Below are 24,762 nucleotides of genomic sequence, written 5' to 3'. Positions count from 1 at the left end.
AGTATTGGGGATCACGCCAATTTTGACTGTCCATTCACATTCGTTTTGCCCGTTCGCAGGCAGCAATTGGGTTAGAATCTTGAACTTGCCTGCCTGCGTCCCGCCCCAGATCTTCTGTCCGCCTAACATTGGGATTACCCCGCGATGTTGTCTTTCGGTTTTTCCTTGCGTGTTTCCGCGATTGCTTCGATCTGTTTCGCTTGTTGGACCTCCTGTGCTCTGGCGGATGGATCTTGGCCCCAGTTTCGTGGCGCGTCGGGCGACGGCATTGTCGCTAGCCAGTCGGTGCCGACGGCGTTTGGCGAAGATCAAAATGTTACTTGGAAGACGGGGCTGCCCGGCCGAGCTTGGTCGTCGCCGGTGATTGCCGATGGGACCATTTGGGTCACGACGGCGGTGGAGCGAGCGGCGACCGACGAAGAGCGGCTGGAAATGATGCGGGCGTCGGGTATCGAAGAGAAGAAGATGAAACAGTTGGCGATTGCCAAGGCGATCGAGCTGAAACTGATCTCGGTCGACTTGGAAAGCGGCAGCGTTGTGTCGTCAACCGATTTGGCGGTCATCGAAAAGCCGGATGCCATCCATTCACTCAACAGCTACGCGTCGCCAACGCCGGTGATCGATGGCGATTCACTGTATTGCCACTTCGGTACTTACGGAACGTTTCGCGTTGATCGGAAGTCGGGCGAAGTTGTTTGGCAGCGACGGTTGCCTCTGGAGCATGGTGTCGGTCCGGGCAGTTCACCGCTTGTGCATGGTGACGTCTTAGTGCTGATCCAAGACGGTATGGATCGTCAGTACGTCACGGGATTGAATAAACGCACGGGCGAAACGATCTGGGAAGCTGACCGGCCGCCGTTCGAGAACGCGACGCCGGATACTTCGAAGTCTTACTGTACCCCGATCGTGATCACGGACTCGGCCGGCCGCGAGCAACTGATTTGCATGGGAGCTCAGTGGATCGTTGCTTACGAAGCGAAAACGGGCAACGAGATTTGGCGACTGCGTCACGGCAAAGGTTTTTCGGTCGTCCCTCGTCCGTTGTTTCAGGACGACGTTGTTTTCTTTTCGACTGGTTTCGGTAAACCTGAACTTTGGGCGGTTCGTGTCGACGGATCGGGGGACGTGACCGATTCGCACGTCGAGTGGACGACGGCTCAGGGGATTCCCGCGCGACCGTCGATGGTGTTGCACGATAACCGACTTTACATGGTATCGGACAATGGCGTGGCCAGTAGTAAGAGTGCCGTCGACGGTGAAGAGTTTTGGAAGGAGCGACTCGGTGGCGACTATTCGGCATCGCCGACGCTGATCGGTGGGCTGATCTATTTTGGATCCCACGACGGCAAGGTCACGATCGTGAAGCCTGGCGACGAACCCGAGATCGTTGCGGTGAACGAGCTTGATGGAAAGATCATGGCTTCGCCCGCGGTGATCGATGGCGCGTTGATCGTTCGTACTGACGCGGCGCTGTACCGCATCGAAGAAAAGTGATTGGCGTTTTCGCGGGCTCGCTAGGCTGCGGCCGAAGATTGCATTTCGGTGATCGCGGACTCGACGATTCCGGTCGTGATGCGATGGGATCGGATCGCTGCGGCATGCTGCAACGCTAACTCGGCGACGTGCGCGAGGGCGGCCATTCTGCCTTCGGCGATTTCGTGCATTCGGACGACGGACGTGTCGGTGAAGGTGCCCGGTTGCGAAGGCTTCGCGGTCAGCCCAGCGTGCTCGAGCGCTGATGCGATGTAGTCGAACGTTTCAGCGACATCGATGGGCTCGACCTCGATCTGCATGCAGCATCGTCCGAAGGCGCTGGACAGATTGCCCACGAATCCTGGCTCGGTAGCCATGACGACGGACAGGTCGCCGTCCGCCATGACCAGATCGCGTGCTAGCGTCGCGGTCGCGGCGTCACATTTGTCGACCAGCCAAACGGTTCGGATTCCCGCTCGGGATGTAGCGTCGATCGCCCGGTTGATGGCGTGAACGGGGTCGGACCCGTCTACGATTTCAGCACCGACGGCTTTGGCCAATTCGCGAGTGACTCGGTTCTTGTCGCTTCGGCAATGGGTTCCGGAAGTCAAAACGACTTCGGCGGCGCAGTCGCCAAATCCGCGGGCTTGCGTCAATTGCTCGAGCAGGAACGTGGTGCCGCTGCGGGGCGGGGCGACCAAGAGGGCGGAATTCCATGATCCGGCGACGAAGTAGCCCAGACCCGCGATGGCTTCGCGCTGGGAGTTGCCGGAAAAGAAGAACGGATGCACGTCACGGGCGAAGGGCCGGCGTGCGAGTCCCCAATAGGTGAGGTAATCCATTGGGATTTGTCCGCAAAGAATGAGGTACAGACCCCCAGCAATCGGGTCAACTTCGATATGATCGGCGTCCGCGGTGACCGTTCTTTAGCCTCAAGCGACAAACCCCCAGCCCCAATGACTCGACGATATTTTGTTCCCGACTTGAGCCAACCTGGAAGTTTGGTGGCTCTGCCGCCCGAAGAGGCCCAGCATGCGATCCGGGTGATGCGAATTCAGCCGGACGACGTGGTCACCCTTTTCGACGGACGCGGGTTTCAATGCGATGCTCGCGTCGTTTCGCTCGGACGCAACGAGTGTCAGTGCGAAGTCGGTGACGTTCAACTGATCGATCGTGAGCCTGAGTGTTGCATTCATTTTGGTGTCGCGCTGCCGAAGCCGGATCGCGCGAAGGAGCTGATCGAACGTTTGACGGAGCTTGGAGTGGCAGCGGTCACGCCGATCGTGGGTCAGCGGTCGCAGCGTCCGCCGAAAGGGGCGTTCGTCGACAAATTGCGTCGTGGCGTGGTCGAAGCATGCAAGCAAAGCGGTCGGAATCACTTGATGGAGATTCGCGATACGATGTCTGCGAGCGATTTTTTTGCTTCGGTCGATGGAGGTGTCAGCCTGATTGCTCACCCGGAAACCGGTGCCGCAAAAGTTTCTCGCTTCGTTGGACAGTCTCGCGTCACGGTTGCGATCGGACCGGAAGGCGGATGGTCCAATGAAGAGGTGGAGCTTGCGATCGGGGCGGGATTCGAGTGCGTGGATTTGGGGCCACGGATCTATCGGATCGAAACCGCGGCCGTGGTGGTGGCGGCAGCACTGGTTAGCTGAATGGTTGGCCCGGATTTCTTTCAACTGCTTTGCAGTTCACGTCCCGCAAGCGGAGTCGCGGGTTCACGTTGGGTGGCCCGAAACCGGCGATACCCCCTGCCCGATTCGAACGAGCGTTTCCGAGCGGAAAGCCCGGTGTCCTGGGCCACTAGACGAAGGGGGCGGGAAGAGGTAACAGCGAACAGGCTACAGGTGACAGCAATCAATGCTTACCGCGGTCGCCTGATACCTGTCGCCTGTTACCTACTCTCTACTTCTCGTCGATCTTCACTTTTCGTCGATCTTCGTGACGACCTTGTCGATCAGACCGTATTCTTGAGCTTCGACGGCCGACATGAAGCGGTCGCGGTCGGTATCGCTTTCGATCTTTTCGAGCGAATGTCCGGTGTGCTCGATCATGATCTCGTTCATTCGCTGTTTGATGCGACGCAGTTCGCCCACGTGAATTTCGACTTCACGGGCGGTGCCCTGCATCCCGGCGAGCGGTTGGTGGATCATGATTCGCGAATTGGGCAACGAGAACCGTTTGCCCTTCGCGCCGGCGGTCAACAACACGGCGCCCATCGAAGCGGCTTGGCCGATGCAATAGGTTGCGACGTCGCAGGAAACGAATTGCATCGTGTCGTAGATCGCCATGCCCGCAGTGATCGATCCACCGGGGCTGTTGATGTACAAGTGAATGTCGGCTTTCGGGTCGTCCGACTGCAGAAACAACATCTGAGCGACCAGAGCATTGGAGATCTGATCGTCGACTTGTTGGCCGAGAAAAATGATGCGGTCTTTGAGCAATCGGCTGTAAATGTCGTAGACACGTTCTTCGCGACCGCTCTTTTCGACGACGTAGGGAATGACAGGCATGTTGTGTTATTTCGGTTGAATGTGGGTGTGCAGTGATGAAGTCGGAATGCCGCAACGATGGTTGCGGCATCAAGTTCGGTCGGCCAATGACGAACCGTCAAAGATTACTTGTCTTCGTCTTCTTCCGAGCCCGGTGGCTTGGTCAGAATGTCGTCGACCAAGCCGTATTCCTTGGCTTCTTGAGCACCAAGGAAAAAGTCGCGATCGGTGTCTTTCGCGATTTGGTCGACCGACTTACCGCTGTGCTTGCTGATGATTTCGTTTAGCACGTCGCGATAGCGGAACATTTCGGCCGCTTGAATCTCGATGTCACTGACTTGGCCACCAACGCCACCCATGGGTTGGTGCATCATCACGCGGCTGTTGGGCAAACAATAGCGTTTGCCTTTCGTACCGCCGACCAACAAAACTGCCGCACCGCTGCATGCTTCACCGACGCAGTACGTCGCGATGCTGCATGACATCATTTGCATGGTGTCATAGATGGCCAGGGTCGCGGTAACCGATCCGCCAGGCGAATTGATATAGAAGTGGACGTCTTTGCGACGGTTTTCGCTTTGAAGATACAGCAACTTCATCACGATTTCGTTCGCGTTGCCGTAATGGATCTCGCCTTGGAGGAACACAATCCGGTTCTCCATCAGCAAGTCGCCGAGCGTCAGTTGACGCTGACGCTGGTAACCCTGATACGAACTGGCGGCCAGTTGGGGATCTCGGGGGTCGTAAGCCGTTGGGAAATTCATTCGGTGTCTGTCGAACGTGTGAGAATGGGCAATTTAGAAGGGACGAGGTTTTTGCATTTCGCGGAGCGGCTGCGTTCACGGGCGACCGACCACCCCTTAATGTTCGCCACTGACCCGGAAACTGACAAGGCCACGCAGAAGCGAACCCGTCCGGGGCCAGATTTCAGGTCATTGACGAACAGAAGCAGACTTTTCCCGCCCTGAGCCAATGACCTGAGTGCTGTTTCTGGATTGGTTCACCGAAGCGTAAGACTTCGGCAAGGTGGAAAGTTGGGTTTCACAATCGTAGCGGGACTTGCCAGAGCTCGGGTTTTCGGAGACGCCCTGAAGTCGGGCGACTCCCATTGCCCCGAGGTAGTGGCGGGATGAAACGCTAACTGTTTCCTACAAAAACTTTCATCGAGTGGCATGCCATGCTGAGCGAATGGCCCGTTGCTGGCACGGGTCCGTCGACATCGGGATAGATGTCGCCAGGCGACTCGACGGCGGTATCGATGAACAGATTCCAGTTCATACCCCAGCCAATTTCAGGCATCTTGAAGACGCGGTCCTGGCCGGTGCTGTTGAACATCATCACCATGTCACGACCAAGCCCCTCGGGGTCCTCGATGCGCGTCGGTGCGGCGATGTACGCCACCATGGCGAGTTCCGATTGGTTCCAATTCAAATGGGTGCCGTCGGGCGCGTACCAAGACACATCGGGAATCGCGCGGCCATCGACCGGTTGGCCGGTCAGGTATGTTTTCCGGCGAACCGTCGGTTGCTCGCGACGGAACTTGATCAACGCTTTGACGAAACGCAGCATGTCAGCATTCTTGGTGGCCAAACGCCAATCGAACCAGCTGATGTCGTTGTCTTGGCAATAGGCATTGTTGTTACCCTTTTGAGTGCGGCGGACTTCGTCACCACTGACCAGCATCGGCACGCCCTGGCTAAGCAACAACGTCGTCATCATGTTGCGAATTTGGCGATCGCGAGTGACCGTGATCGCTTTCTTGCGAGTCGGCCCCTCGACACCATAGTTGTCGCTGATGTTGTGGTTGTCACCATCACGATTGTCTTCACCGTTGGCGATGTTGTGCTTGTCCTTGTACGAAACAAGGTCGTTCATCGTGAAGCCGTCGTGGGTCGTGATCAAGTTGATGCTGCAGTGCGGCGGACGATTGTCATGCTCGTACAAATCGCTGCTGCCGGCCAATCGAGTAGCCAGAGCGCCCAACGTGCCAGAGTCACCTCGCCAAAAACCACGCGTGTCATCGCGGTAACGTCCGTTCCATTCCGCCCAGCGAGCGCCGCCGAACGAACCGACTTGGTAGGCACCGGCGGCGTCCCATGCTTCGGCGATGATCTTGGTATCGGCCAGCAACGGATCTTCGGCGATCAATTCGACCATTGGTGGATTGGGGATCAAGTTCCCCTTCGTGTCGCGGCTCAGGATGCTGGCCAAATCGAATCGAAAACCGTCGATGTGGTAGTTGTGAACCCAGTGACGAAGGCAGTGAAAAATCATCTCGCGAACGACCGGATGGTTGCCGTTGAGCGTGTTGCCACATCCGCTGTAGTTACAGTAATGCTGGCCTTCGGACAGGATGTAATAGACTTGGTTTTCGAGTCCCTTAAACGATAGCGTTGGTCCCTTTTCGTTACCTTCGCAAGTGTGATTGAACACAACGTCGAGGATGACTTCGATACCAGCTTTGTGAAGCGCTTTGACCATTTCTTTGAACTCGCGAACTTGAGCACCTGGTGTGCTGTCGGACGCATATCCACGGTGCGGCGCGAAGAAAGCCATTGGGTCATAGCCCCAATAGTTCGACCGATCCATCTTGTTGCCGTGGATATCCTTGATTGGAAATTCATTGACCGGCATCAGCTCGACGGCCGTCACGCCGAGGTCTTTCAGATACGGGATCTTTTCGATCACGCCCAGGTAGGTGCCTGGATGTTTGACTTTCGAGGACTTGCTTTTGGTGAAACCTTTGACGTGCATTTCATAGATCACCGATTCGCTTATGTCCCGTCGGATGTGCCGGTCGCCTTCCCAATCGAATTCGCCGTCGACGACCACGCACTTCGGCGGCCGGACGACGCCATCTTTGCCCTTTTGATATTCGCCTGCGAGTGCTTGAGTGTACGGATCTATCAAACGGGCGGTCGAATCGAATCGATGTCCCCGTTCGGGCGCCCAAGGACCGTTGGCTTGGAAGTGGTAAAGTTGTCCTTCGGCTAGGTTCGGGACATGCATACTCCACACATCGCCCCAGCGATCCGCGTCGCGATCAAAGTCGATGATCTCGGCAGGTTCGCGATCGGTGACCTTGTTGTAAAGCAACAATCGCATCGCCGTTGCCGAACGACTGAAGACCGAAAACTGGACGCCGGTATCTTGAATCGTCGCACCGAACGGCGGGGCGTAGGCGAATTGTAGTGATGGGCACGGTTGGCGCATTAGCATGTTGCGGACTTCTCCGATATTGGGATTTTCAATCGTCATCCGACTTCCTGATGCGATCCGATGCACGCAGAAATGGCTGACAACTGAACCCTACCACCGCTAAGAAAGAATGCCGCGTGAACCGCCCACCAAGTTGATGAAACGTGGCCGAACGAACACTGCGGTACCGATTGGCGAATGGATGCCGAAGAAGCCTCGCAGATGAGTGAGTGAACTATTATCGATTGGATAAACGATGGGGCCGCTCCAGCGACCCATCCCCGAAGTCACCGAGCTGCCGGTCAAGACCGACTTTGGGTGAGTTGTTGGATAATAACGGATCGTACGGGGCTAGTGATCGTGCAAAAATGAAATGGTCGGGCGCGGGCACCTTTGCTGATCATCTACGGGCACCCATTCCGCTGTTGACCCCTGGGGGTCTATGCTGAAAACGTGCTGAAAGACGAAGATTCTTGATTCTGAGGTCCTTTCGCCCTGGCCGGCAGTCGTGCCTCGTCCGACTGCTGCGTTTTCGCTTCTTCCCATCTTCGACCGAGTCGCCTCGCATGCCGCTGACCACTGCCACGACAACCGTAATGCCAGAACAAGTCGGGCGCGTTGATAGCGTCGTCAAGGCGTTGGTCGGTTTGTCGCACAGCCAGGTGCGAGGAATGTTCGACCATGGCTGCGTCGCGATCAACGGCGAACCTTGCGAGGACGGCGGGCAGGAAGTCGAGGTGGGTGACGCGATCGAACTTCGCTATGACGCAAACCAACGTTACCGTGAAAAAAAGAAGGTTCGCTGGGACGATCGCACGTTCACGATCGCATACGAGGACAACGACTTGATCGTCGTTGACAAAGCCGCCGGGACGCTGACGATACCGACCAACCAGGAAGAAAAAAACACTTTGGTCGATCGTGTCTCGTTATACCTATCGCACTCCAAACGATACCGCCAAGCGTTCGTCGTCCACCGACTCGATCGAGAAGTCAGCGGGTTGTTGGTGATCGGCAAGTCACAGGAGGTCGCCGATGCGCTGATCGAACAGTTCAAACATCGCAAGCCGATGCGTTTGTATTCGGCAATCTGCGCCGGGTTGGTGGCCGCCGACGAAGGCACGTTCGATTCTCATATGGCGACGGGCAACAATCTGGATCGCTATATCACGGCGCCGTCAAGGCATACTGAACGGGCCGTCACTCACTATCGCGTCATCAAACGGATGGACGACACGACCGAGGTCGAAATTCGCCTGGAAACCGGAAAACGCAACCAAATTCGAGTCCAGTTCGCCGATGCCGGCCACCCCGTGCTTGGGGACCCTCGTTACGAAACGGACAAATCCATGCACCCGAGATGGATTCGCAAACGCATCGCTCTGCACGCGAAGACTCTTGGCTTCGATCACCCCACCAGTGGTAAGCCGATCGCCATCGAGTCGAAGTTGCCGGCCGCGATGGCGAAGTTTTTGCGGGGCGGAATCGGCCGCCAGAAGTAGCTGGACGGACGTTGGGTTACTGCCGACGTGCGACCTTCGATTCCCTGAGCGATGCTCTTTGGGCGATTTCGGTGATTCGGTTTACGAACTCGCGGCGTGTGCCGTCGTCGACTTGCGGCAGTCGGGTTGCGACGTCGATCATCGCGGGCGGATTGTTTTCGGACGCCATCGAAACTTGCGAGATAAACTTTGCGGTCTCGGTAAAGTTGTTGTCCGCCGATCGCCCGATCAGGCCGCTGAGTGTTCGGGCGACCAAGTCGGCGCCCAGACTTTCAAGCTGCAAGAAGCAATCAATGGTTCCGGTCACCGACGTTCGTCCGTCGCCGTTTTCGGAATAGCGGCTGGACAAGATGAAGACACCGTTGCCGCCGATCGGCTTTGCGACCAGCGCGCCGTCGTAGCTGCCCGTGGCGACGAAAATGTGCAAGTGAGGGTCACCGTAGACGAGGTCGACTTGGCACGTGGTCCCGCTGCCGTCGATGGCTTCCAATTGATAGGGGCCGGTTCGACGAATTTGCACATTGGTGATCCCCATCAAGTCCCACATGCCGACGAGCACCTCGGGATTGCGGCTGAGGAACAAAAACATGTCGCGGTCACAATCGATATCTTGCGTCGGCAATCGTCGAAAGATCGTTGGCGATTCGACCACGGAAAGAATCCGCGATTGGGCGGCCGGTGTCAGCCGCTGCATGGGCAGCGACTCGATCGCCGCCTTTCGCTGGGCACGACTGGAGTCGCCGTCGTTGTCGCCACGGCCGAAAAAGCCGCCTTCGCCGCAAGCGGTCACCGGCATCGTCGCGACCAGGCCGAACAGCGCCAAAGCGCACCACGAGCCTGAGCGTCCGATCGTTTTTATCGATCTTCCGGCCACCGATGTCTCCCCCCGAGTCTGCTCGCACCGCCATTTCGACCGATCCACCAATCGGCCGCTCGTTGTGAAAAAGTTTCACGCGGGGTTCGGCAATGCGTACCTTCGTCGACGGAGTGCCGGACGAAAGGCATGTGAGGGTTTTTCGGTCGCAGGGACCGACCGAGTTGAGGAAAACGTCGGACCGAGTGCAGGCAAGCTGAAATGGCGTACTCGACACCACACCGCGATTCCCGATAATCGCGACACGTTCGTGCCCTAGCGGCACCGAAGGCGAGACCTGATTTTTTGAACCGCCTTGGTATTCGTCGCCGATGGCGTCGGCACGGACCGTGACCCGAAAACCTCTCACTTTAGAAAATTTTCATGGCTAAAAAGACAATCGACCAAGTTGACGTTGCTGGCAAAAAGGTACTGATCCGCGTCGACTTCAACGTTCCGCTGGACGACAACCAAAAGATCACTGACGATCGCCGCGTGCGAATGGCGTTGCCAAGTATCAAAAGCGTGGTCGATCGCGGTGGCCAAGTGATCCTGGTCAGCCACCTGGGTCGCCCTGAAGGAAAGGGCTTTGAATCGCAGTACAGCCTTGCGCCGGCCGCCGAAGCGTTGGCGGGAATGTTGGGCAAACCGGTTGCCATGGCATCGGATACGGTCGGTGACGACGCGGCCGCGAAGGTCATAGCACTTGGCAACGGCGACGTGGTCGTGCTGGAGAACCTGCGTTTCAACTCGGGTGAAAAGAAGGGTTGCGCCGAGTTCGCGGGCAAGTTGGCTGCGATGGCCGACATTTACTGCAACGATGCGTTCGGAACTTGTCACCGCAGCGATGCGTCGATGGTCGCCGTCCCCGAAGCGATGGCGGGCAAACCACGCGTAGTGGGCCACTTGGTCGCGCGTGAGATTCAGTATCTGACCGACGCGATCAGCAAACCGGGGCGTCCCTTTGTTGCGATCCTCGGCGGGGCAAAGGTCAGCGACAAGATCAACGTGATCAACAATCTGCTGGGAATTTGTGACACGGTATTGATCGGCGGCGCGATGGCGTACACGTTCTCGCTGGCACGCGGCGGCAAAGTCGGCGGCAGTTTGGTCGAAAAGGACAAGGTAGAACTGGCCAAAGAATTGCTGGCCAAAGGCGGCGATAAACTGCAACTGCCCGTCGACACGCATTGCGGCGACGATTTCGGAAACATCGCCGGTTGCAACAAAAAGGTCGTCGCGGCGGGCGAGATCCCTGATGACATGGAAGGATTCGACATCGGACCGGAAACGTCAAAGAAGTACGCCGAGATCATCAAGAATGCGAAGACCATCGTTTGGAACGGACCGATGGGTGTCTTTGAAAAGCCACCGATGGATGCGGGCACAAAAGCAGTGGCGCAAGCCGTCGCCGACAGCGATTCGGTCAGCATCATTGGCGGTGGCGACAGTGCCGCGGCCGTCGAATTGCTCGGTTTCGCGGACCAAGTCAGTCACGTCAGCACCGGTGGCGGCGCCAGTCTGGCCATGCTGGAAGGCCAACGTTTCGCCGCCGTCGATTTGCTGGACGAAGCGGGGGAATAGGTAACAGTACAGGTCACAGGTACTAGGAAGGGAAAGTCACGTGTCACGCGGTTGCCGAGTTATGCCACAATGCGGCAACTTCTTCCTGAAACCTGTTACCTGACACCTGAAGCCTATTCCCGCCCATGTCTGCTGAAGAACTGCGATTGCTCGAATCTGACCGCCGCCAAGTCAATTGGCAGCGTTGGGGGCCCTATCTGTCCGAGCGGCAATGGGGCACCGTTCGCGAGGACTACAGCGAAGGCGGCGATGCAACGTGGAGCTACTTTCCGCACGATCACGCCCGCAGCCGCGCCTATCGTTGGGGCGAAGACGGGCTGTTGGGGATTTCTGATCGTGAATGCAGGTTGTGCTTTTCGGTTGCGCTGTGGAACGGACGCGACCCAATCTTGAAGGAACGCTTATTCGGCGTAACGGGACCGGAAGGCAATCACGGCGAAGACGTCAAAGAGTGCTATTACTATCTCGATAGCACGCCGACGCACAGTTACATGAAGGCACTGTACAAGTATCCGCAGTCGCGATATCCGTACGAAGAATTGGTGTCGATCAGCCGCAGTCGCAGTCGCACCGATGACGAGTACGAATTATTGGATTCACCTTGTTTCGATGATTCAAGGTATTTCGACGTTACTGCCGAGTATGCCAAGGCGAGCGCGGATGATGTTCTAGTGCGGATCACAATCGTCAACCGGGGCCCCGACGTGGCGGTGGTTCATGCGATCCCTCAGCTGTTCTTTCGCAACACGTGGACTTGGCAATGCACCGACGAGGGATGCACGCTGCCTCCGTCGATGCGATTGCAAGACGGCGTTGTCAAAACGAATCACGAATCGCTCGGGCAAATGTGGTGCGTGTGTGAACAGACACTTGACGGTGCTGTCGATAGCAGCCCCGATGCATTCGCTTGGATCTTCACCGACAATGAAACGAATATCCGGCGGCACCCGGGTTTGCCCAGCGAGTCGGAGTTCTTCAAAGATGCGTTCAACGAGTATGTCGTTCACGGTAAGACCGACGCCGTCAACCCGGCCGAGCGTGGCACGAAATGTGGCGCGGCAGGAATGCTTTCTCTTGAACCGGGCGCGTCAGCGACGATTCGGATGCGCATCGCGCACATCGACGAGCCCGTCATTGCAAAGCGGTCCGGCGGCGATGCGAAACAGTTTGCTTCGCTCGCATTCGACGAATCTTTCGACCAAACGTTTGCCGAACGAATCAAGGACGCGGATGCTTTTTATGAAACGTTGATCGCCGACGATTTGTCGGCCCAGCGAAAAGCCATCATGCGTCAGGCGTATGCCGGCTTGCTGTGGACGAAACAGTTTTATCACTACAGCATCGCGACTTGGTTGGACGGCGACCACAACGGCGTCCCCACCTCGGAAACGCGAAAACAAGGTCGCAACGCCGATTGGCGTCACCTGTTCAACCGCGACGTGATCTCAATGCCGGATAAGTGGGAGTATCCGTGGTACGCGGCTTGGGATTTGGCCTTCCACATGGTTCCGTTTGCAAAGCTGGATGGTCAGTTCGCGAAAGAGCAAATGCTGCTTTTCTTGCGAGAATGGTACATGCACCCCAACGGGCAAATCCCGGCCTACGAATGGCAACTCAGTGACGTGAACCCGCCGGTTCACGCCTGGGGCGTTTGGGAGATTTACAAAGCGACTGGCAAACCGTTGCAACGCGACAGAGTCTTCTTGGCACGGGCGTTTCAAAAGCTGTTGCTCAATTTCACTTGGTGGGTGAACCAGAAGGATCCGCGCGGAAAAAATATATTCGCCGGCGGCTTCTTGGGTTTGGATAACATCGGAGTCTTCGATCGCAGCAAGCCGCTGCCGCACGGTCACTTGGAGCAAGCCGACGGAACGTCGTGGATGGCGTTCTATTGCGGTTCGATGCTGCGGATTGCGATGGAGTTGGCGGAAGATCACCTGGCATATGGGGACATGGCCAGCAAATTTTTCGAGCACTACGTCGCGATCGCCGAGGCGATGAATTCGATGGACGGCACGGGGCTGTGGGACGAGGCGGACGGTTTTTACTATGACCACCTCTATGTCGATGGCCAATCGATACCGATCAGAGTTCGCTCGTTGGTGGGCTTGTTTCCGTTGACGACGGGAGTCGTGCTGGAAGAGAAGATCGTCGACAAGCTGCCCGGTTTCAAAAAGCGGATGAAATGGTTCTTGGATAACCGGGATGACCTGAGCGAACACATGACGTACATGGAGCTGAAATGTCCTGACGGACGCAAGGCTTCGAAGCGTTTGCTGGCGATTCCATCGGAGGATCGTTTTCGCCGATTGATCGCGGTGATGTTGGACGAAGATGAGTTTCTGTCGCCGTTCGGTATCCGCAGCATGTCAGCCATCCACCGCGATGAACCGTTCGTGTTCGACTTCGGCGGCGAACACCATGAAGTCCGCTATGTACCGGGCGAGAGTGACAGTGGCATGTTTGGTGGAAACAGCAATTGGCGGGGGCCGATTTGGTTTCCGATGAACTTCTTGCTGATCCAAGCGATGAAACGGTACTACGATTACTACGGTGACGAGTTGAAAGTTGAGTGTCCGACCGGCAGCGGAAATTTGATGACGTTGATGGAAGTGTCACACGAACTGGAACGACGATTGATTTCATTGTTCGAGCAAGACGAATCCGGTTTCCGTCCGTCGCACGGCAGCGACGAAGTGTATCAGCACGATCCGGCATGGAAGGATTTGGTGCTGTTCTACGAGTACTTCCACGCGGATACGGGCAAGGGCTTGGGAGCAAGCCACCAAACGGGATGGACGGCGCTGGTGGCAACAATGATCCGAAACCAAAACGAAGACCGTTAGACCAAGCACCCGATGTGGCCCTGTGACGCCGTCGCAGGTACACGTTGGGTCTCAGGTGTTGAGGTCAGCCAGCAGTCGTCCCGTTGCACTGTCTTTCACTTTCGCGACTTCTGATGGTGTTCCCTCGGCGACGACTCGGCCACCTTCGCTCGACGCGCCGGGGCCTAGATCGATGATATGGTCGGCTGCTTGCATCAGCAGCGCGTTGTGCTCGACAACCAGCAGGCTGTGACCGTCTTCGATCAACGCATCAAAACAGTCCACCAAGCGGACGATGTCTGCGAAATGCAATCCCGTTGTCGGCTCGTCCATCACGAACAGAGTGCGGCGACGTTTCGCCGATGCCAAGAACGCCGCCAATTTCAACCGTTGGCCTTCGCCGCTCGAAAGCGTCGTCGCAGGCTGGCCCAGTTTGATGTAGTCCAAACCGACATCCATCATCCGCTGCAATCGGTCGCGCACTTTTTCGTCGCCTCGAAAAAATGCAAACGCTTCGCGAACCGACATCTGCAACACATCATCGATGGACCGATCGCGATAGCGGACCTTCAAGATCTCGTCGCGATACCGAGACCCGCGGCATACCGGACAACGCATCGAAACATCGGCCAGAAACTGCATGTCGATTTCTAAAACACCCGCACCTTCGCAATTCGCGCACTGGCCCTTCTCGCTATTGAAGCTGAAGTGTCCGGGTGTGAAGTTTCGCACGCGAGCTTCGACGGTCTCAGCAAACGCTTTACGAATCGGATCGAACGCCTTGACATAGGTCACCGGTGCGCTGCGAGCACTGCGGCTGATCGGCGACTGGTCCACCATCACGCAGTCGTCGATCTGGCTTAGCCCACGCAACGACCTATACGGCAGCGGCTTGGCAGCTTCCCCCATTTTTTCAGCGCGAATGGCGGCATACAACGTGTCTTGAACCAGCGAGCTTTTCCCGCTGCCGGAAATGCCCGTCACCAGCGTCAAAACGTTCAGCGGAAAGTCGACGTCGATGCTTTGTAAGTTGCGCCCCGTCGCGCCAGTGATCGAGATTCTGCTGTGTGGCTGGCGCGGCGTATGGTTTCGCAGCGTCCCGCCACGGCGACCGGTCAAAAATTGTCCCGTCAACGAATCTGCATCGGCCAACATTTCCGCAGGCGTTCCCTGGAACATGACGTTCCCGCCACCCACGCCCGCCTCGGGACCGATCTCGATGACCTGATCGGCAAGCTGGATCATCGTCTGGTCATGTTCGACCACGATCACCGAATTTCCTCGGTCACGCAGACCCACGATCGCATGCGACAACCGATCGACATCTGCGGGATGCAGACCAGCGGTGGGCTCGTCCAACACATAAAGCATGTTGACAAGGCTGCTGCCCAAGGCTGACGTCAACGCCACTCGCTGGGTCTCACCACCCGAAAGCGTTCGCAGCGTGCGATCGAGTTGCAAGTAATGCAACCCGACGTCACGCAAGTAGCCCAGCCGATCGACAATCTGGTTGATGGCTTCTTTCGCGATCGCGGCTTCACGTTTTTGCAGCGCCAAAGATGAAAAGAATGTCGCCAGTTCGCCCGCCTGCATCGCCAACAAATCGGCGACGTTCTTGCCGTCGATGCGATACGCCAACGCTGCGGGTTTGAGCCGTTTTCCGCCACACGCGTCACAGGGACGATAGGATCGAAAACGGGATGCAAAGATGCGCACATGCATCTTGTATTTTTTCCGATCCAGCCAAGCAAAAAAACCGTCGAGTCCGCCAAAATTTCGTTCGGGAACGCCGCCAACGATCAACTTCAAGTGCTTCTTTGTCAGTTTTTGAAAGGGCTTGTCGACGGGGATCGAATAGTCGTCGGCAAGTGCGAGCAGTTCGTGTTTTTCGTGTTCGTACGACGGAGTGTTCCAGGGCGCGATAGCGCCTTCGGCAAGCGATAGCGTTTTGTCGGGAACGACCAAGTCCATGTCGACATCAACGACGTCACCGAAACCTTCACAGACGGGACACGCACCCAGCGGATTGTTGAAGTTGAACAATCGCGGTACTGGATCGGGGTAGTCAATGTCGCATCGATCGCATCGGTTCTCGCGGCTGACGACGCGTCGAGTCCACGTCCGACCATCGATGACGGCGACCTTCGCCGATTCCGTTTCGGATCCTTCCGTCAACACGACCGCACGTCCGTTGCCTTCGGACATCGCAGTTTCCATCGACTCCGTCAGTCGCCCGATATCGTCGGAACCGGTCACGCGGTCGACCACGACGACCGCTTCGACTCCGCCACGACGGATCGATTTCGCCATCCGGCTTCGGTCTTCGTCCGACAGGTGGAAGGTTTCTTCCCCGATGATCAGACGCAGATAGCCTTCTTGTTGAAGACCCAGCAGCACCTCGCTTGACGATTTGCGATCGGCCAGCCAAATCGGAAATCCGATCATGGCGCGAGCTTCGGTGGGCAAGCTTAACAGTTGTTGGGCGACACCGGCCGGGTCATCGCTCTGTACGGGGTTGCCGCATTGAAAACAGAACAAGTCGGCGATTTTCGCGAACAGCAGCCTCAGGTGATCGGCGACTTCCGTGGATGTGCCGACGGTGCTGCGATTGGTTTTCGCCCCACCGGCGCGTGTGACTGCGATCGCCGGTGGAATTCCAACGATGGCGTCGCAGTCGGGTTTGTCGAGTCGCTCGAGAAACTGCCGCGTGTACGCGGAAAAACTTTCGATGTAGCAACGCTGACCTTCGGCATACAGCGTGTCGAGCGCCAACGAAGTCTTGCCGCTGCCGGAAAGACCGCAAACGGCAACCAACTTACCGCGAGGAACATCAATGTCGATGTTTTTCAGGTTGTGAACGCGGCATCCGCGGACCGAAATGACGTCAGCAGACAAGTGAGTTTTCCCAAGGGGACGAGGATTCGGTGCGGCGAAAGGAGATTTTGCCATGGATTCGGGCCGGCACGAAGGCGGGGAATCGTGAAGTTTCGTCCGAGTGGCGACCACGAGTCGTCTTTGGGCTGTTCGTCGGCGGGAAAATGAGTAAAATTTCGGACGGTAGGTTCGTCGATCGTGAAACCGTCGCCCAGGAGCTTTGTAGGCTTTGGGAGTGACACCCGTTCAGTTTTCGTTCGTCCCACTTGGTAGGTCTCCAAGCTGGCCTCTTTCTTTTTGGCCCGGAAAGTAAACGACGGGTCGTGAATCCTTGCCTAGGAGTTAGCGTTGGGAAGGAAATTGTATTGCGGAAACTTGAGCTTTAATGTCTCGAGTTCCGACCTCGAAGAGTTGTTTGCTCAGTTCGGGACGGTTGATAGTGCGCAGGTCATCACTGATCGCGACACAGGCCGAAGTAAAGGTTTCGGGTTTGTTGAAATGGGCACCGATGAGGAAGCCCAGGCAGCCATCAATGGTCTGCACGAAAAGGAACACGATGGTCGTTCGCTGACCGTTAACGAAGCTCGCCCACGCGAAGATCGTGGCGGCGGCGGTGGCGGTGGTGGTGGACGCGGCGGCTACGGTGGTGGCGGCGGCGGCGGTGGCCGTGGTGGCTACGGTGGTGGCGGCGGTGGCGGTGGCGGACGCGGTGGTGACCGCGGCGGCTACGGCGGCGGTGGTGGCGGACGTGGTGGCGATCGCTACTAGTCCACACAAATCAGTTAACACTGAATGCTAAATGAACGAAGGGTGCTCGATGTAACGTCGAGCACCCTTTTTTCGTGGGACGATCGGATCTCGCGCGTTCGCGAACTGCTACGGAAGCACGACCGGTTGACCCGGAATTCGCTGTTCACCCTTGATCGCCCAAGGTTGCAGAAGCAGCGGACCAGAACCCAAAACCGATCTGTCGGGTGTGTACGCACTCGTTTCACCGTCCGTCGATTCCAACTCGCGACCAAACAACCGCCACTCAATACGCTCGGCGCCAATCGCCTTGCAAGTGACCGAGTTTCCGTCCGATGAAACGGATCCGACCGGCACCAGTTCTGACGACACCAGTTTCATCCAATGCGACTGGCTTAACCGCGGCTGGGTTGCGTCATTACCAACGACTGCCGTGCGCAGTTCCATGAATCCAGGCGGCGCACCGGCGACTCCCATTTCGATCGACTTCATCGGCGGCAAAACACGAACAAGTTTGCCATCGATGTACAGTTCGACCAATCCGAGCGTCGTCCGTCGATCCGATTCGACAACGTTGTCCGGGGCATACGACAAACGCAGAAGTTTTTCGCCCGTCAATTTATCAACCACCGCAAAGTTAAATCGTCCACGTGGTGGTCGAGCAAACGGTTGCGTGATGGGATCCCCAACAATCAGCGATTGGTACGGCGACTGAATCGACAAATAGAACGCTTCGATCGCAGAAACGCCCGATGCGTAGTAGCCGTACATCATCGGCACCGGAAACTTTGCTTGGAGCGCAAACGGTTCCGCGACCGGACCGCTGGTCATCGCCGCGCCGGCTTGCAGCAGCTCGGTCATTTTTGTCTGTGAACTGGTACCAAACGCAGCACTGTAACTGGTTAAGTTCTCTGAGATCGCACCAGGCACAAAAGTAAACGGTTTTCCCAGCAATACCATTGTCGGTGTGCCGAGCATCAATCCGACACAGTCATCCGTTTCAGACGGCATCGTTTTGCGAAAGATCGATGCCTTGTGCTTACCATGACCCAGCCAAAGTAACGCATCCGTCATCCCCGGTTTCCGCGTCGTTGTCCGAACGTCAGCCGTCAACGAGAACCAAAAGTTTGCATCGGGATAAGTTCGGTCAGCAGTTGAGGCACGCTGGAGTACCTCGACGGCCTCTTCCAACGTATTGCCGCGAGCGTGGACGACACCCAGCATGCACGACAGCAGGTACCGAACGCCATCGGACGACTCGCGAGACGCTGTCCCGTTTCCCATCCACGCGACATCGCCCGAAAAGCCAACGGGTCCCTGTGCGACCAAGGGGTGATCCGAGAGTTGGGCGAGAACAGCTTTGTATTTCTCGTCCGCGATGATCGGGCCAAGAGTTTCGCTCCGCGTCAGGTAAGTCGCTGATTGCCAGCCTGCTTTTAAGGCTTTGACCAACATCGCTTCCGCGTTTTCACTGTCTTCGGCCGATGCGTAAGCCTCAGCCGCCATGATCGCAATCGGCGCCTGCGTCGGAGACTGTTCAAAGATTTCGGAAAACTGCTTCCCCGCCTCGGCGAATTTCTCATCCACCAAGTCTTGCTTCGCTTGATTGAACTTGTCACGCCGCTCGGTGTCCATGAACGGATTCAGGAAGTGCCGATCCATATTCCCGCGCGCGTACAGATTGCTGCCCAGGTCGATGTAGCTCGGGTTGTCGCTCAAAACGAATTGATAAAGCGACGTGACTCCCGTAATTGACGCCGTCGGCAACTGAATTTTCTTCAACCCATCGGCGGGCAACTTGTCGATGTCGGATCGCACGTCGACAGCCGTGGGGAAGTCCGCCGAGTAGGCGATCACACGAACATGGTTGGCGATCTTTCGGGCGTCGACTTCGGCTAACACGGGCTTCAAAATTTTTGCCTTGAAGTCCTCCAGGGTCATCGCCAAACCCGTCGGTACGTCGTCCAACAAAATGACATTCGCGATCGGAATATCGCGAAGATGCACATAGTGGTTGGCAACCGTCCGCGAGATCAACGATTTCGCGTTGACAACGACGACAACGTTTTCGGGGCCGATGCCGGCAAGTGTCTGGCCGGCGAGAGCAATCGCCAAACCGAACGAGAGGAAAAGGGTGGCCAAACGCTTCACAGTCACGACATCCATTCGTCCACCGATTCAAAAGAAACTATTTGAAGTCTTCGTCAAAAGCCGAAAAATCATCACCACCGGGCGTTTCAAACGCGACTTCTTCGACTTGTTCTTCATCCATCACGACCTCATCCGAAGCCTCGGCGACCTCGTGTTCGTCTTCGTATCCCGATTCATCCGTGATCTCGTCCGGTCGCGGTTTCGCCGGCGCATACTTGCGTTTTTCGAGAAAAGACGTAACCGGAACGGCCAAAATGACGGCCAACAGTAGCATGACCCAAGGGATGAAGTACAACATCTGAAACGGTTTCTCGCGGGAAATTTGAACGCTGGATCCGATCAAACCATAGTTCGCGGCAACGCAAAACGCAAAGATATCGTCTTTATCTTACCCCCCCGAGACGCCGATGTCCCACTGTGACCGATCCGATTCGGGGACCACGCGTTGCAGCGTCCGTAGCGACGCCGGGTTGCTGTTCTTTATTTCCGCGTACAAGCCTTGAAGTTGATCTTTCGCGACTTGCAGTTCGGCCGTCTCGTTGCTGGCTCGTAGCAATTTGCATCGTTCGACCAACGCCACCACCTGGACGACGCGGTCGACGGCCGGATCGCTGAGGACAGACTTCAACACCACATCCGCCTTTTTGAATTGATTTTGGTCGACGAAAAATCGCGAGAGCTGCAGCATCGCCTTGGCGTGAAAGTGGGCGTTCGTCGAATTTTCACTCGGCAGATAGTGTTGGCTGACCGCGCGCCAGCCCGCTTCGTCGTTGCGATTGACGGCGACGAAATATTGTTCTTGGATCGAGTCTGCCTTGCTGACTTGCCCTGGACGAAGCAGTTCGGACAAATCTTTTTCGGTTTGCTGATAGGCGAACAACACTGCGGCGGCACCACAAGCCAATGGCAACATTGTCGCGACCAAAATACGAGTTCCTTTTCGACGTCGTTGCCGCCGCGCGTCATCGGCGGCGCGTTGCAAGCGGGTCGTCGCGGCGGCGGTGCCGATCCCAAAACCGTCAAGCGTTGAAGTCGACGCTTCGTTGCGCACCGCGTCGAGCAATTCGCCCGGCGATTGGAAACGATCCTGAGGCGCCTTGTTCATCATGCGGGCAATGACGGCGATCAACCATTCGGGAAGGTCCGGGTCACCATCGGCGTCGCGACGGTTCCGAGCGCGATCAAGCGGCATGGGCGTTTCGTGCAAGTGCATCACCGCTAGCGCCAACGGATCATCGGCTTCGAACGGCGGTCGCCCGGCTAGCAAGTGGTACATCGATACACCCAGCGAATAGAGATCGCTGCGTGCATCGGCCGTCACACCTTGGACCTGTTCAGGGCTCATGTAGCGAGGCGTTCCCATCGTCAAGCCGGCCCGCGTCAAGTTCGCGCCGCTAACGTCTGCATTCCCGCCGCCCACGCGCGCCAGTCCAAAGTCAGCGACTTTGATCGAACCGCGTGACGAACGCATGATGTTTTCGGGCTTGATGTCGCGGTGGGTGATGCCGGCTTCCGAAGCAACCTCCAACGCGGACGCGACGTCTATCAAGACGCGAACTGCTTCTTCAGGTGACAAGACGCCTCGCCGGTCGAGACCTTCGCGCAGGTTTTCGCCATCGATGAGCTCTTGTGCGATGAATTGGGCATTGTTGGCACTGCCGACATCAAACACTTGAACAATGTTGGGATGGTTCAGCTTCGCGGCCGCCCGTGCTTCGCGTCGGAAACGTTCGACGTACTCTTTATCTCGCGCGAATTCGCTGCGTAGGACCTTCAGTGCCACATCGCGGCCGAGTGAAAGATGCCGCGCCGCGTAGACATCCGCCATCCCGCCGCGACCGAGTTTTCGCAGCACTTGGTAGTCACCGATGCGGGTACCGACCAGGCTGACCGCCGAGTTGGACGCACCTGCGCCGTTGGAATTTTCGCTCGAAATCGTATCGTCGTTCACGAAGCTGTCTCACCGATGGAATAAAGAGAGATCGATTGCGGCGTCAAAACCTCGTTGAGGCTACCCGATCGAAATCCGCGAGTGTCGATCGTCACGTACTTGAAACCGAAAGATACAAAAGCGTCCGTCAGTGCTCCGTCCATGTCGAGTGCCACCAAATCGGCGATCCGATCTTTGGTGACTTCGATCCGCGCCAATTCGCCTTCGTGCAAACGTACGCGAAAATGGACAAACTTTCGGTCGGCCAGCCAAGCCTCGGCCCTTTCGATTCGCGATAGCCGCTCGGTAGTGACTTCGACACCGTAGGCAACTCGGCTGGCCAAACACGGCGCGGCGGCAAGATCGTGATTCGACAACCCAAAGTAAACCGCCAGTTGTCGGACGTCTCGTTTGTTCAGTCCCAGTTCGGCAAGCGGCGCTACGACGGATGCTTCCTCCGCAGCCTTCAAGCCCGGACGATAGTCGTCCAAATCGTCGGCATTCGTTCCCGATACGATGACTGACGACGGGTGGTGTGCCGCGATCGCAGCCATCGTTCGGTACAGCGTTTGTTTGCAAAAGAAACAACGCCGCCCATCGTTACGTCGGTAGTCGCCGTTGTTGATCTCGTCCGTTTCGACGAATCGATGTGCGATACCCATCTCGCCGGCGACGCGGACGGCAATCTCGGCTTGCGACTTGGCAAGACTCGGTGAGCGCGCCGTCACCGCAATGGCAGCGTTCGCGCGTGCCCGAAGTGCAGCGGCCGCGACAACACTGCTATCGACACCGCCGGAAAACGCAACCGCGACGTGCGCAAACTGTGACAGCCGATCGATCAATCGCGTCGCTTTGTCGGCTACCGCTGCGTCTTTCGGTTCACTAGGCATCGGTGCAATGGTTTCCCTGTACTTCGACAAATCGAAACGTCATCAAATTTGTCGAATTACCGTTCGACTCTCACGAAGAACCCCGTGTCGAGGGCTCGACCGGCTTGATCGGTTAATTGTGATCGACCTGACGTGATTCGCAAACTGGACGGATCGAGATGTTTTGATTGGCTTAAAAAGTCTGTGACGTCGCCCTGGTCGACTTCTGGTGAGTGACCGCTGATCAGCAACCGAAACCGGTTGGCATCGATCAGTCTCAAACAGTCTTCGAGCAACGGCCAAAGATCGCGTTCCAAACGCCACGAGCGGCCGCTGGGTCCATGCCCGTAGGCGGGTGGATCCAACACGATCGTATGATAACGCTTGTCACGGCGGACTTCACGCGCGGCAAATTTCGCAGCGTCATCGACCAAGTATCGAATGGGTGGATCGTCCCAACCGTTCGCCTTTGCCGCGATGCGAACCGCATGGACGTTCGGCTTGGCGGCGTCAACGTGGGCGACTTGAAACCCACCTCGAATCATGGCCAGTGTGCTGGCGCCGGTGTAACCGAACAAGTTCAATCCTTTCGGGCGGTCCGTGTTGGGAGTCGCCGTCGGTACCGAATCGGTGAATTCCGATTCCGCGAGCCAACGCCAGTTATCGGCCTGCTCGGGGAAAAATCCGATGTGTCCGAAAGGCGTCGCCCCGGATGGCATTTTGAATCCCTCGCACTGAATCGAATGATCTTTGGGCCACGGCGAGTGATAGGTCCAGCGTTTCGTGTCTGCGTCGTATCTCGCGTCCACGTTTTGCCACTTCGACTTGTCGGCGGGCTTTGACCAGGCGGCGGCGGGACAGGGGCGATCGATCAGATAGCCGCCAACCGATTCCAGCTTTCGACCGTCGCCAAAGTCCAACAATCGATACTGGTCGTCCATCACAAAAATACAAGCTCAACGAAATCACGGACGAAACTCGGGATCGCGATTCCAACCGATCCGTGCCAGTCGACATGGACCTGGCGCCATCGACCAGCGGCTATCGACCAGCCGCTATCGAATGGTCGAACCGTCAGCCGACGCTGAATAGGATTGACCATCCGGAGGCGCTTCTGACGGCGACGGTGCGACGTCGGGTGCTCGATCGGCAATTTGCACCGGTTCTTCGAGCGCGACATCGATCCATTCACCATGGCCCATCAAGTCGGCGCCGGGTCCGCCTTGGTCTAGCACCGGCCAACCTTCTTGGAATCGCGTCACGGCAGTGTAGTCGACAGGCGGCCGATCAAAGAAGCGGGCAGGGGATCCGGTGGTCGGTGTGGCACCGAACTTCAGCCCGCTGCCGGCCAATTTTGTTCGCCGGCGAATCGATCCGGCTTGGAAGGGGCCGACACCCATGACCCACGTGTCTCGCGCGGTTGCCATTGCCGGCTTCACGCCGGATTGCCATATCGGTGCTCGTGTTTCGCGGTCGTACGCGAACGCGGCAACTTTCGCAGCAGCCTCGCGAGCTTCACGACGGGCGAATGCAATTTCGGGGACCGAAGAAACTTGGGGCGCGCCGGGCACCAACGACGCCGCAGTGGCCAAGGCATTGTTTTCCGGAATTCCGAAGGTGACGCGGTGGTCGTCGGAACCGAGCGTTCCGATTCGTGCTTCGATGATAATGTCCGCGTCGGTGCTAGCGTCTTGGATAAAACAACCTGCACCGACGATCTGTTGTCTTAGCGAACTGGTGACGTAGTCGGCGTTTACGAAACTCTCACCTTTGATTTGTCGCATATAGCTGGTGTCCAGATACACACGTTGTCCGCTGAGCGGGCGAAAATCGATCGACGCGATGCTGCGGTCGACCGCGTCGCTCATCACCAACTGCTGAGTGGCGTTGTACTCGCGTGTCGTTCCACACCCGGTCGCGCATAGCACCAGACCCACCAACGCTATCGAAAACGCGGCGATTTTCCAAAGCTGGATCGCGACAGGTGGGAAAGGACGTGGTGGGCGATGCATCCAGGAACTGATTTAGGTGGGACAACTTCCTGTTGATAACTGGTAGCAACCTAGGAGATAGTTCGATCCGCCACCCACCAGCAAGATCAGTTCGCCATCAACGCCCGTGAAACAGCCGGGTTTCACGGGGGCTAGCTGCCTGTTGAAAAAGGAGTCTGACCCTCTCCGACGTTTCGAATTCACAATGTTTCAGCAACGTCTCCAAAGGTTCAGACTCCTTTTTCAACAGGCTGCTAAGTGATCGACATGGCG

At 57.0% G+C, this 24,762-nt stretch carries 18 protein-coding genes and 1 tRNA gene; 6 read left to right on the top strand and 13 right to left on the bottom strand.

All coding sequences use genetic code 11. From position 1 onward, the window contains the following. Window positions 1-144 precede the first annotated feature (144 nt). The gene (locus Poly51_RS18355) at window positions 145-1,494 is read left to right on the top strand and encodes an outer membrane protein assembly factor BamB family protein (protein WP_146459263.1); all 1,350 of its coding nucleotides are present in this window, start codon (window positions 145-147) and stop codon (window positions 1,492-1,494) included. Between the two features lie 20 nt (window positions 1,495-1,514). On the opposite strand, the gene Poly51_RS18350 is transcribed toward Poly51_RS18355, so the two are convergent. Then, window positions 1,515-2,315, bottom strand: a complete 801-nt coding sequence (locus tag Poly51_RS18350; RefSeq protein WP_146459262.1) for a hypothetical protein — start codon at window positions 2,313-2,315, stop codon at window positions 1,515-1,517. Between the two features lie 114 nt (window positions 2,316-2,429). Between Poly51_RS18350 and Poly51_RS18345 the strand changes: the two genes are divergently transcribed. Next, window positions 2,430-3,128, top strand: a complete 699-nt coding sequence (locus Poly51_RS18345; protein ID WP_146459261.1) for an RsmE family RNA methyltransferase — start codon at window positions 2,430-2,432, stop codon at window positions 3,126-3,128. A 90-nt stretch (window positions 3,129-3,218) separates the two neighbouring features. On the opposite strand, the gene Poly51_RS30545 is transcribed toward Poly51_RS18345, so the two are convergent. The 4 genes from Poly51_RS30545 to glgX all read right to left on the bottom strand — a co-directional run bounded on the left by Poly51_RS30545 (window position 3,219) and on the right by glgX (window position 7,184). Next, window positions 3,219-3,291, bottom strand: a tRNA-Glu gene (locus tag Poly51_RS30545). A 104-nt stretch (window positions 3,292-3,395) separates the two neighbouring features. Beyond that, window positions 3,396-3,986 carry an ATP-dependent Clp endopeptidase proteolytic subunit ClpP gene (clpP, locus tag Poly51_RS18340; RefSeq protein WP_146459260.1) on the bottom strand — a complete coding sequence of 197 codons (591 nt, stop codon included), beginning with the start codon at window positions 3,984-3,986 and terminating at the stop codon, window positions 3,396-3,398. Window positions 3,987-4,090: 104 nt separating this feature from the next. Then, window positions 4,091-4,729 (bottom strand): ClpP family protease, encoded by a 639-nt coding sequence (locus Poly51_RS18335; RefSeq protein ID WP_146459259.1) that lies wholly within the window; start codon window positions 4,727-4,729, stop codon window positions 4,091-4,093. Between the two features lie 373 nt (window positions 4,730-5,102). Beyond that, window positions 5,103-7,184 carry a glycogen debranching protein GlgX gene (glgX, locus tag Poly51_RS18330; protein ID WP_146459751.1) on the bottom strand — a complete coding sequence of 694 codons (2,082 nt, stop codon included), beginning with the start codon at window positions 7,182-7,184 and terminating at the stop codon, window positions 5,103-5,105. Between the two features lie 545 nt (window positions 7,185-7,729). Between glgX and Poly51_RS18325 the strand changes: the two genes are divergently transcribed. Continuing rightward, window positions 7,730-8,665 carry an RluA family pseudouridine synthase gene (locus Poly51_RS18325; protein WP_146459258.1) on the top strand — a complete coding sequence of 312 codons (936 nt, stop codon included), beginning with the start codon at window positions 7,730-7,732 and terminating at the stop codon, window positions 8,663-8,665. A gap of 16 nt (window positions 8,666-8,681) precedes the next feature. Here the strand turns inward: Poly51_RS18325 and Poly51_RS18320 are convergent, their stop codons facing one another. Then, window positions 8,682-9,539, bottom strand: a complete 858-nt coding sequence (locus Poly51_RS18320; protein WP_146459257.1) for a hypothetical protein — start codon at window positions 9,537-9,539, stop codon at window positions 8,682-8,684. Window positions 9,540-9,902: 363 nt separating this feature from the next. Here Poly51_RS18320 and Poly51_RS18315 point away from each other — a divergent pair, with 363 nt between their 5' ends. Together Poly51_RS18315 and Poly51_RS18310 are read left to right on the top strand one after the other, a co-directional pair. Then, window positions 9,903-11,102, top strand: coding sequence for a phosphoglycerate kinase (locus tag Poly51_RS18315; RefSeq protein ID WP_146459256.1), 1,200 nt, complete (start codon window positions 9,903-9,905; stop codon window positions 11,100-11,102). A gap of 125 nt (window positions 11,103-11,227) precedes the next feature. After that, window positions 11,228-13,948, top strand: coding sequence for an MGH1-like glycoside hydrolase domain-containing protein (locus Poly51_RS18310; protein ID WP_146459255.1), 2,721 nt, complete (start codon window positions 11,228-11,230; stop codon window positions 13,946-13,948). 51 nt (window positions 13,949-13,999) lie between these two features. On the opposite strand, the gene uvrA is transcribed toward Poly51_RS18310, so the two are convergent. Then, window positions 14,000-16,876: an excinuclease ABC subunit UvrA gene (gene uvrA, locus Poly51_RS18305; protein WP_146459254.1), complete on the bottom strand. Its 2,877-nt coding sequence runs from the start codon at window positions 16,874-16,876 to the stop codon at window positions 14,000-14,002. Between the two features lie 273 nt (window positions 16,877-17,149). Here uvrA and Poly51_RS31610 point away from each other — a divergent pair, with 273 nt between their 5' ends. Continuing rightward, window positions 17,150-17,569, top strand: a complete 420-nt coding sequence (locus Poly51_RS31610; protein WP_146459253.1) for an RNA recognition motif domain-containing protein — start codon at window positions 17,150-17,152, stop codon at window positions 17,567-17,569. Between the two features lie 108 nt (window positions 17,570-17,677). Here Poly51_RS31610 and Poly51_RS18295 read toward each other — a convergent pair whose 3' ends face one another. The 6 genes from Poly51_RS18295 to Poly51_RS18270 all read right to left on the bottom strand — a co-directional run bounded on the left by Poly51_RS18295 (window position 17,678) and on the right by Poly51_RS18270 (window position 24,510). Beyond that, window positions 17,678-19,705 carry a hypothetical protein gene (locus tag Poly51_RS18295; RefSeq protein WP_222435892.1) on the bottom strand — a complete coding sequence of 676 codons (2,028 nt, stop codon included), beginning with the start codon at window positions 19,703-19,705 and terminating at the stop codon, window positions 17,678-17,680. Window positions 19,706-19,736: 31 nt separating this feature from the next. Beyond that, window positions 19,737-19,997 carry a hypothetical protein gene (locus tag Poly51_RS18290; protein ID WP_146459251.1) on the bottom strand — a complete coding sequence of 87 codons (261 nt, stop codon included), beginning with the start codon at window positions 19,995-19,997 and terminating at the stop codon, window positions 19,737-19,739. A gap of 90 nt (window positions 19,998-20,087) precedes the next feature. Next, window positions 20,088-21,650 carry a serine/threonine-protein kinase gene (locus tag Poly51_RS18285; protein WP_246114594.1) on the bottom strand — a complete coding sequence of 521 codons (1,563 nt, stop codon included), beginning with the start codon at window positions 21,648-21,650 and terminating at the stop codon, window positions 20,088-20,090. Beyond that, window positions 21,647-22,519: an ATP-dependent sacrificial sulfur transferase LarE gene (larE, locus tag Poly51_RS18280; protein ID WP_146459250.1), complete on the bottom strand. Its 873-nt coding sequence runs from the start codon at window positions 22,517-22,519 to the stop codon at window positions 21,647-21,649. Before larE ends, Poly51_RS18285 begins: the two co-directional genes overlap by 4 nt. 56 nt (window positions 22,520-22,575) lie before the next feature. Next, complete coding sequence (locus Poly51_RS18275; RefSeq protein ID WP_146459249.1) at window positions 22,576-23,439, bottom strand: class I SAM-dependent methyltransferase; 864 nt, start codon at window positions 23,437-23,439, stop codon at window positions 22,576-22,578. A gap of 114 nt (window positions 23,440-23,553) precedes the next feature. After that, entirely contained in the window at window positions 23,554-24,510 is a 957-nt protein-coding gene (locus Poly51_RS18270; RefSeq protein ID WP_186775649.1) for a DUF6655 family protein, read from the bottom strand. Window positions 24,511-24,762 lie beyond the last annotated feature (252 nt).

The sequence above is a fragment of the Rubripirellula tenax genome (assembly GCF_007860125.1).
GTDB lineage: Bacteria > Planctomycetota > Planctomycetia > Pirellulales > Pirellulaceae > Rubripirellula > Rubripirellula tenax.
Note: the sequence above shows the minus strand (reverse complement) of the source record. Positions and strands in the feature narration are given on the sequence as shown.

Coding starts and splice junctions, on each gene's coding strand:
- larE (WP_146459250.1), bottom strand. CDS start 22,519: ATGCCTAGTGAACCGAAAGACGCAGCGGTAGCCGACAAAGCGACGCGA.
- Poly51_RS18275 (WP_146459249.1), bottom strand. CDS start 23,439: ATGGACGACCAGTATCGATTGTTGGACTTTGGCGACGGTCGAAAGCTG.
- glgX (WP_146459751.1), bottom strand. CDS start 7,184: ATGCTAATGCGCCAACCGTGCCCATCACTACAATTCGCCTACGCCCCG.
- Poly51_RS18270 (WP_186775649.1), bottom strand. CDS start 24,510: ATGCATCGCCCACCACGTCCTTTCCCACCTGTCGCGATCCAGCTTTGG.
- Poly51_RS18345 (WP_146459261.1), top strand. CDS start 2,430: ATGACTCGACGATATTTTGTTCCCGACTTGAGCCAACCTGGAAGTTTG.
- Poly51_RS18355 (WP_146459263.1), top strand. CDS start 145: ATGTTGTCTTTCGGTTTTTCCTTGCGTGTTTCCGCGATTGCTTCGATC.
- clpP (WP_146459260.1), bottom strand. CDS start 3,986: ATGCCTGTCATTCCCTACGTCGTCGAAAAGAGCGGTCGCGAAGAACGT.
- Poly51_RS18290 (WP_146459251.1), bottom strand. CDS start 19,997: ATGTTGTACTTCATCCCTTGGGTCATGCTACTGTTGGCCGTCATTTTG.
- Poly51_RS18335 (WP_146459259.1), bottom strand. CDS start 4,729: ATGAATTTCCCAACGGCTTACGACCCCCGAGATCCCCAACTGGCCGCC.
- uvrA (WP_146459254.1), bottom strand. CDS start 16,876: ATGGCAAAATCTCCTTTCGCCGCACCGAATCCTCGTCCCCTTGGGAAA.
- Poly51_RS18350 (WP_146459262.1), bottom strand. CDS start 2,315: ATGGATTACCTCACCTATTGGGGACTCGCACGCCGGCCCTTCGCCCGT.
- Poly51_RS18325 (WP_146459258.1), top strand. CDS start 7,730: ATGCCGCTGACCACTGCCACGACAACCGTAATGCCAGAACAAGTCGGG.
- Poly51_RS18310 (WP_146459255.1), top strand. CDS start 11,228: ATGTCTGCTGAAGAACTGCGATTGCTCGAATCTGACCGCCGCCAAGTC.
- Poly51_RS18315 (WP_146459256.1), top strand. CDS start 9,903: ATGGCTAAAAAGACAATCGACCAAGTTGACGTTGCTGGCAAAAAGGTA.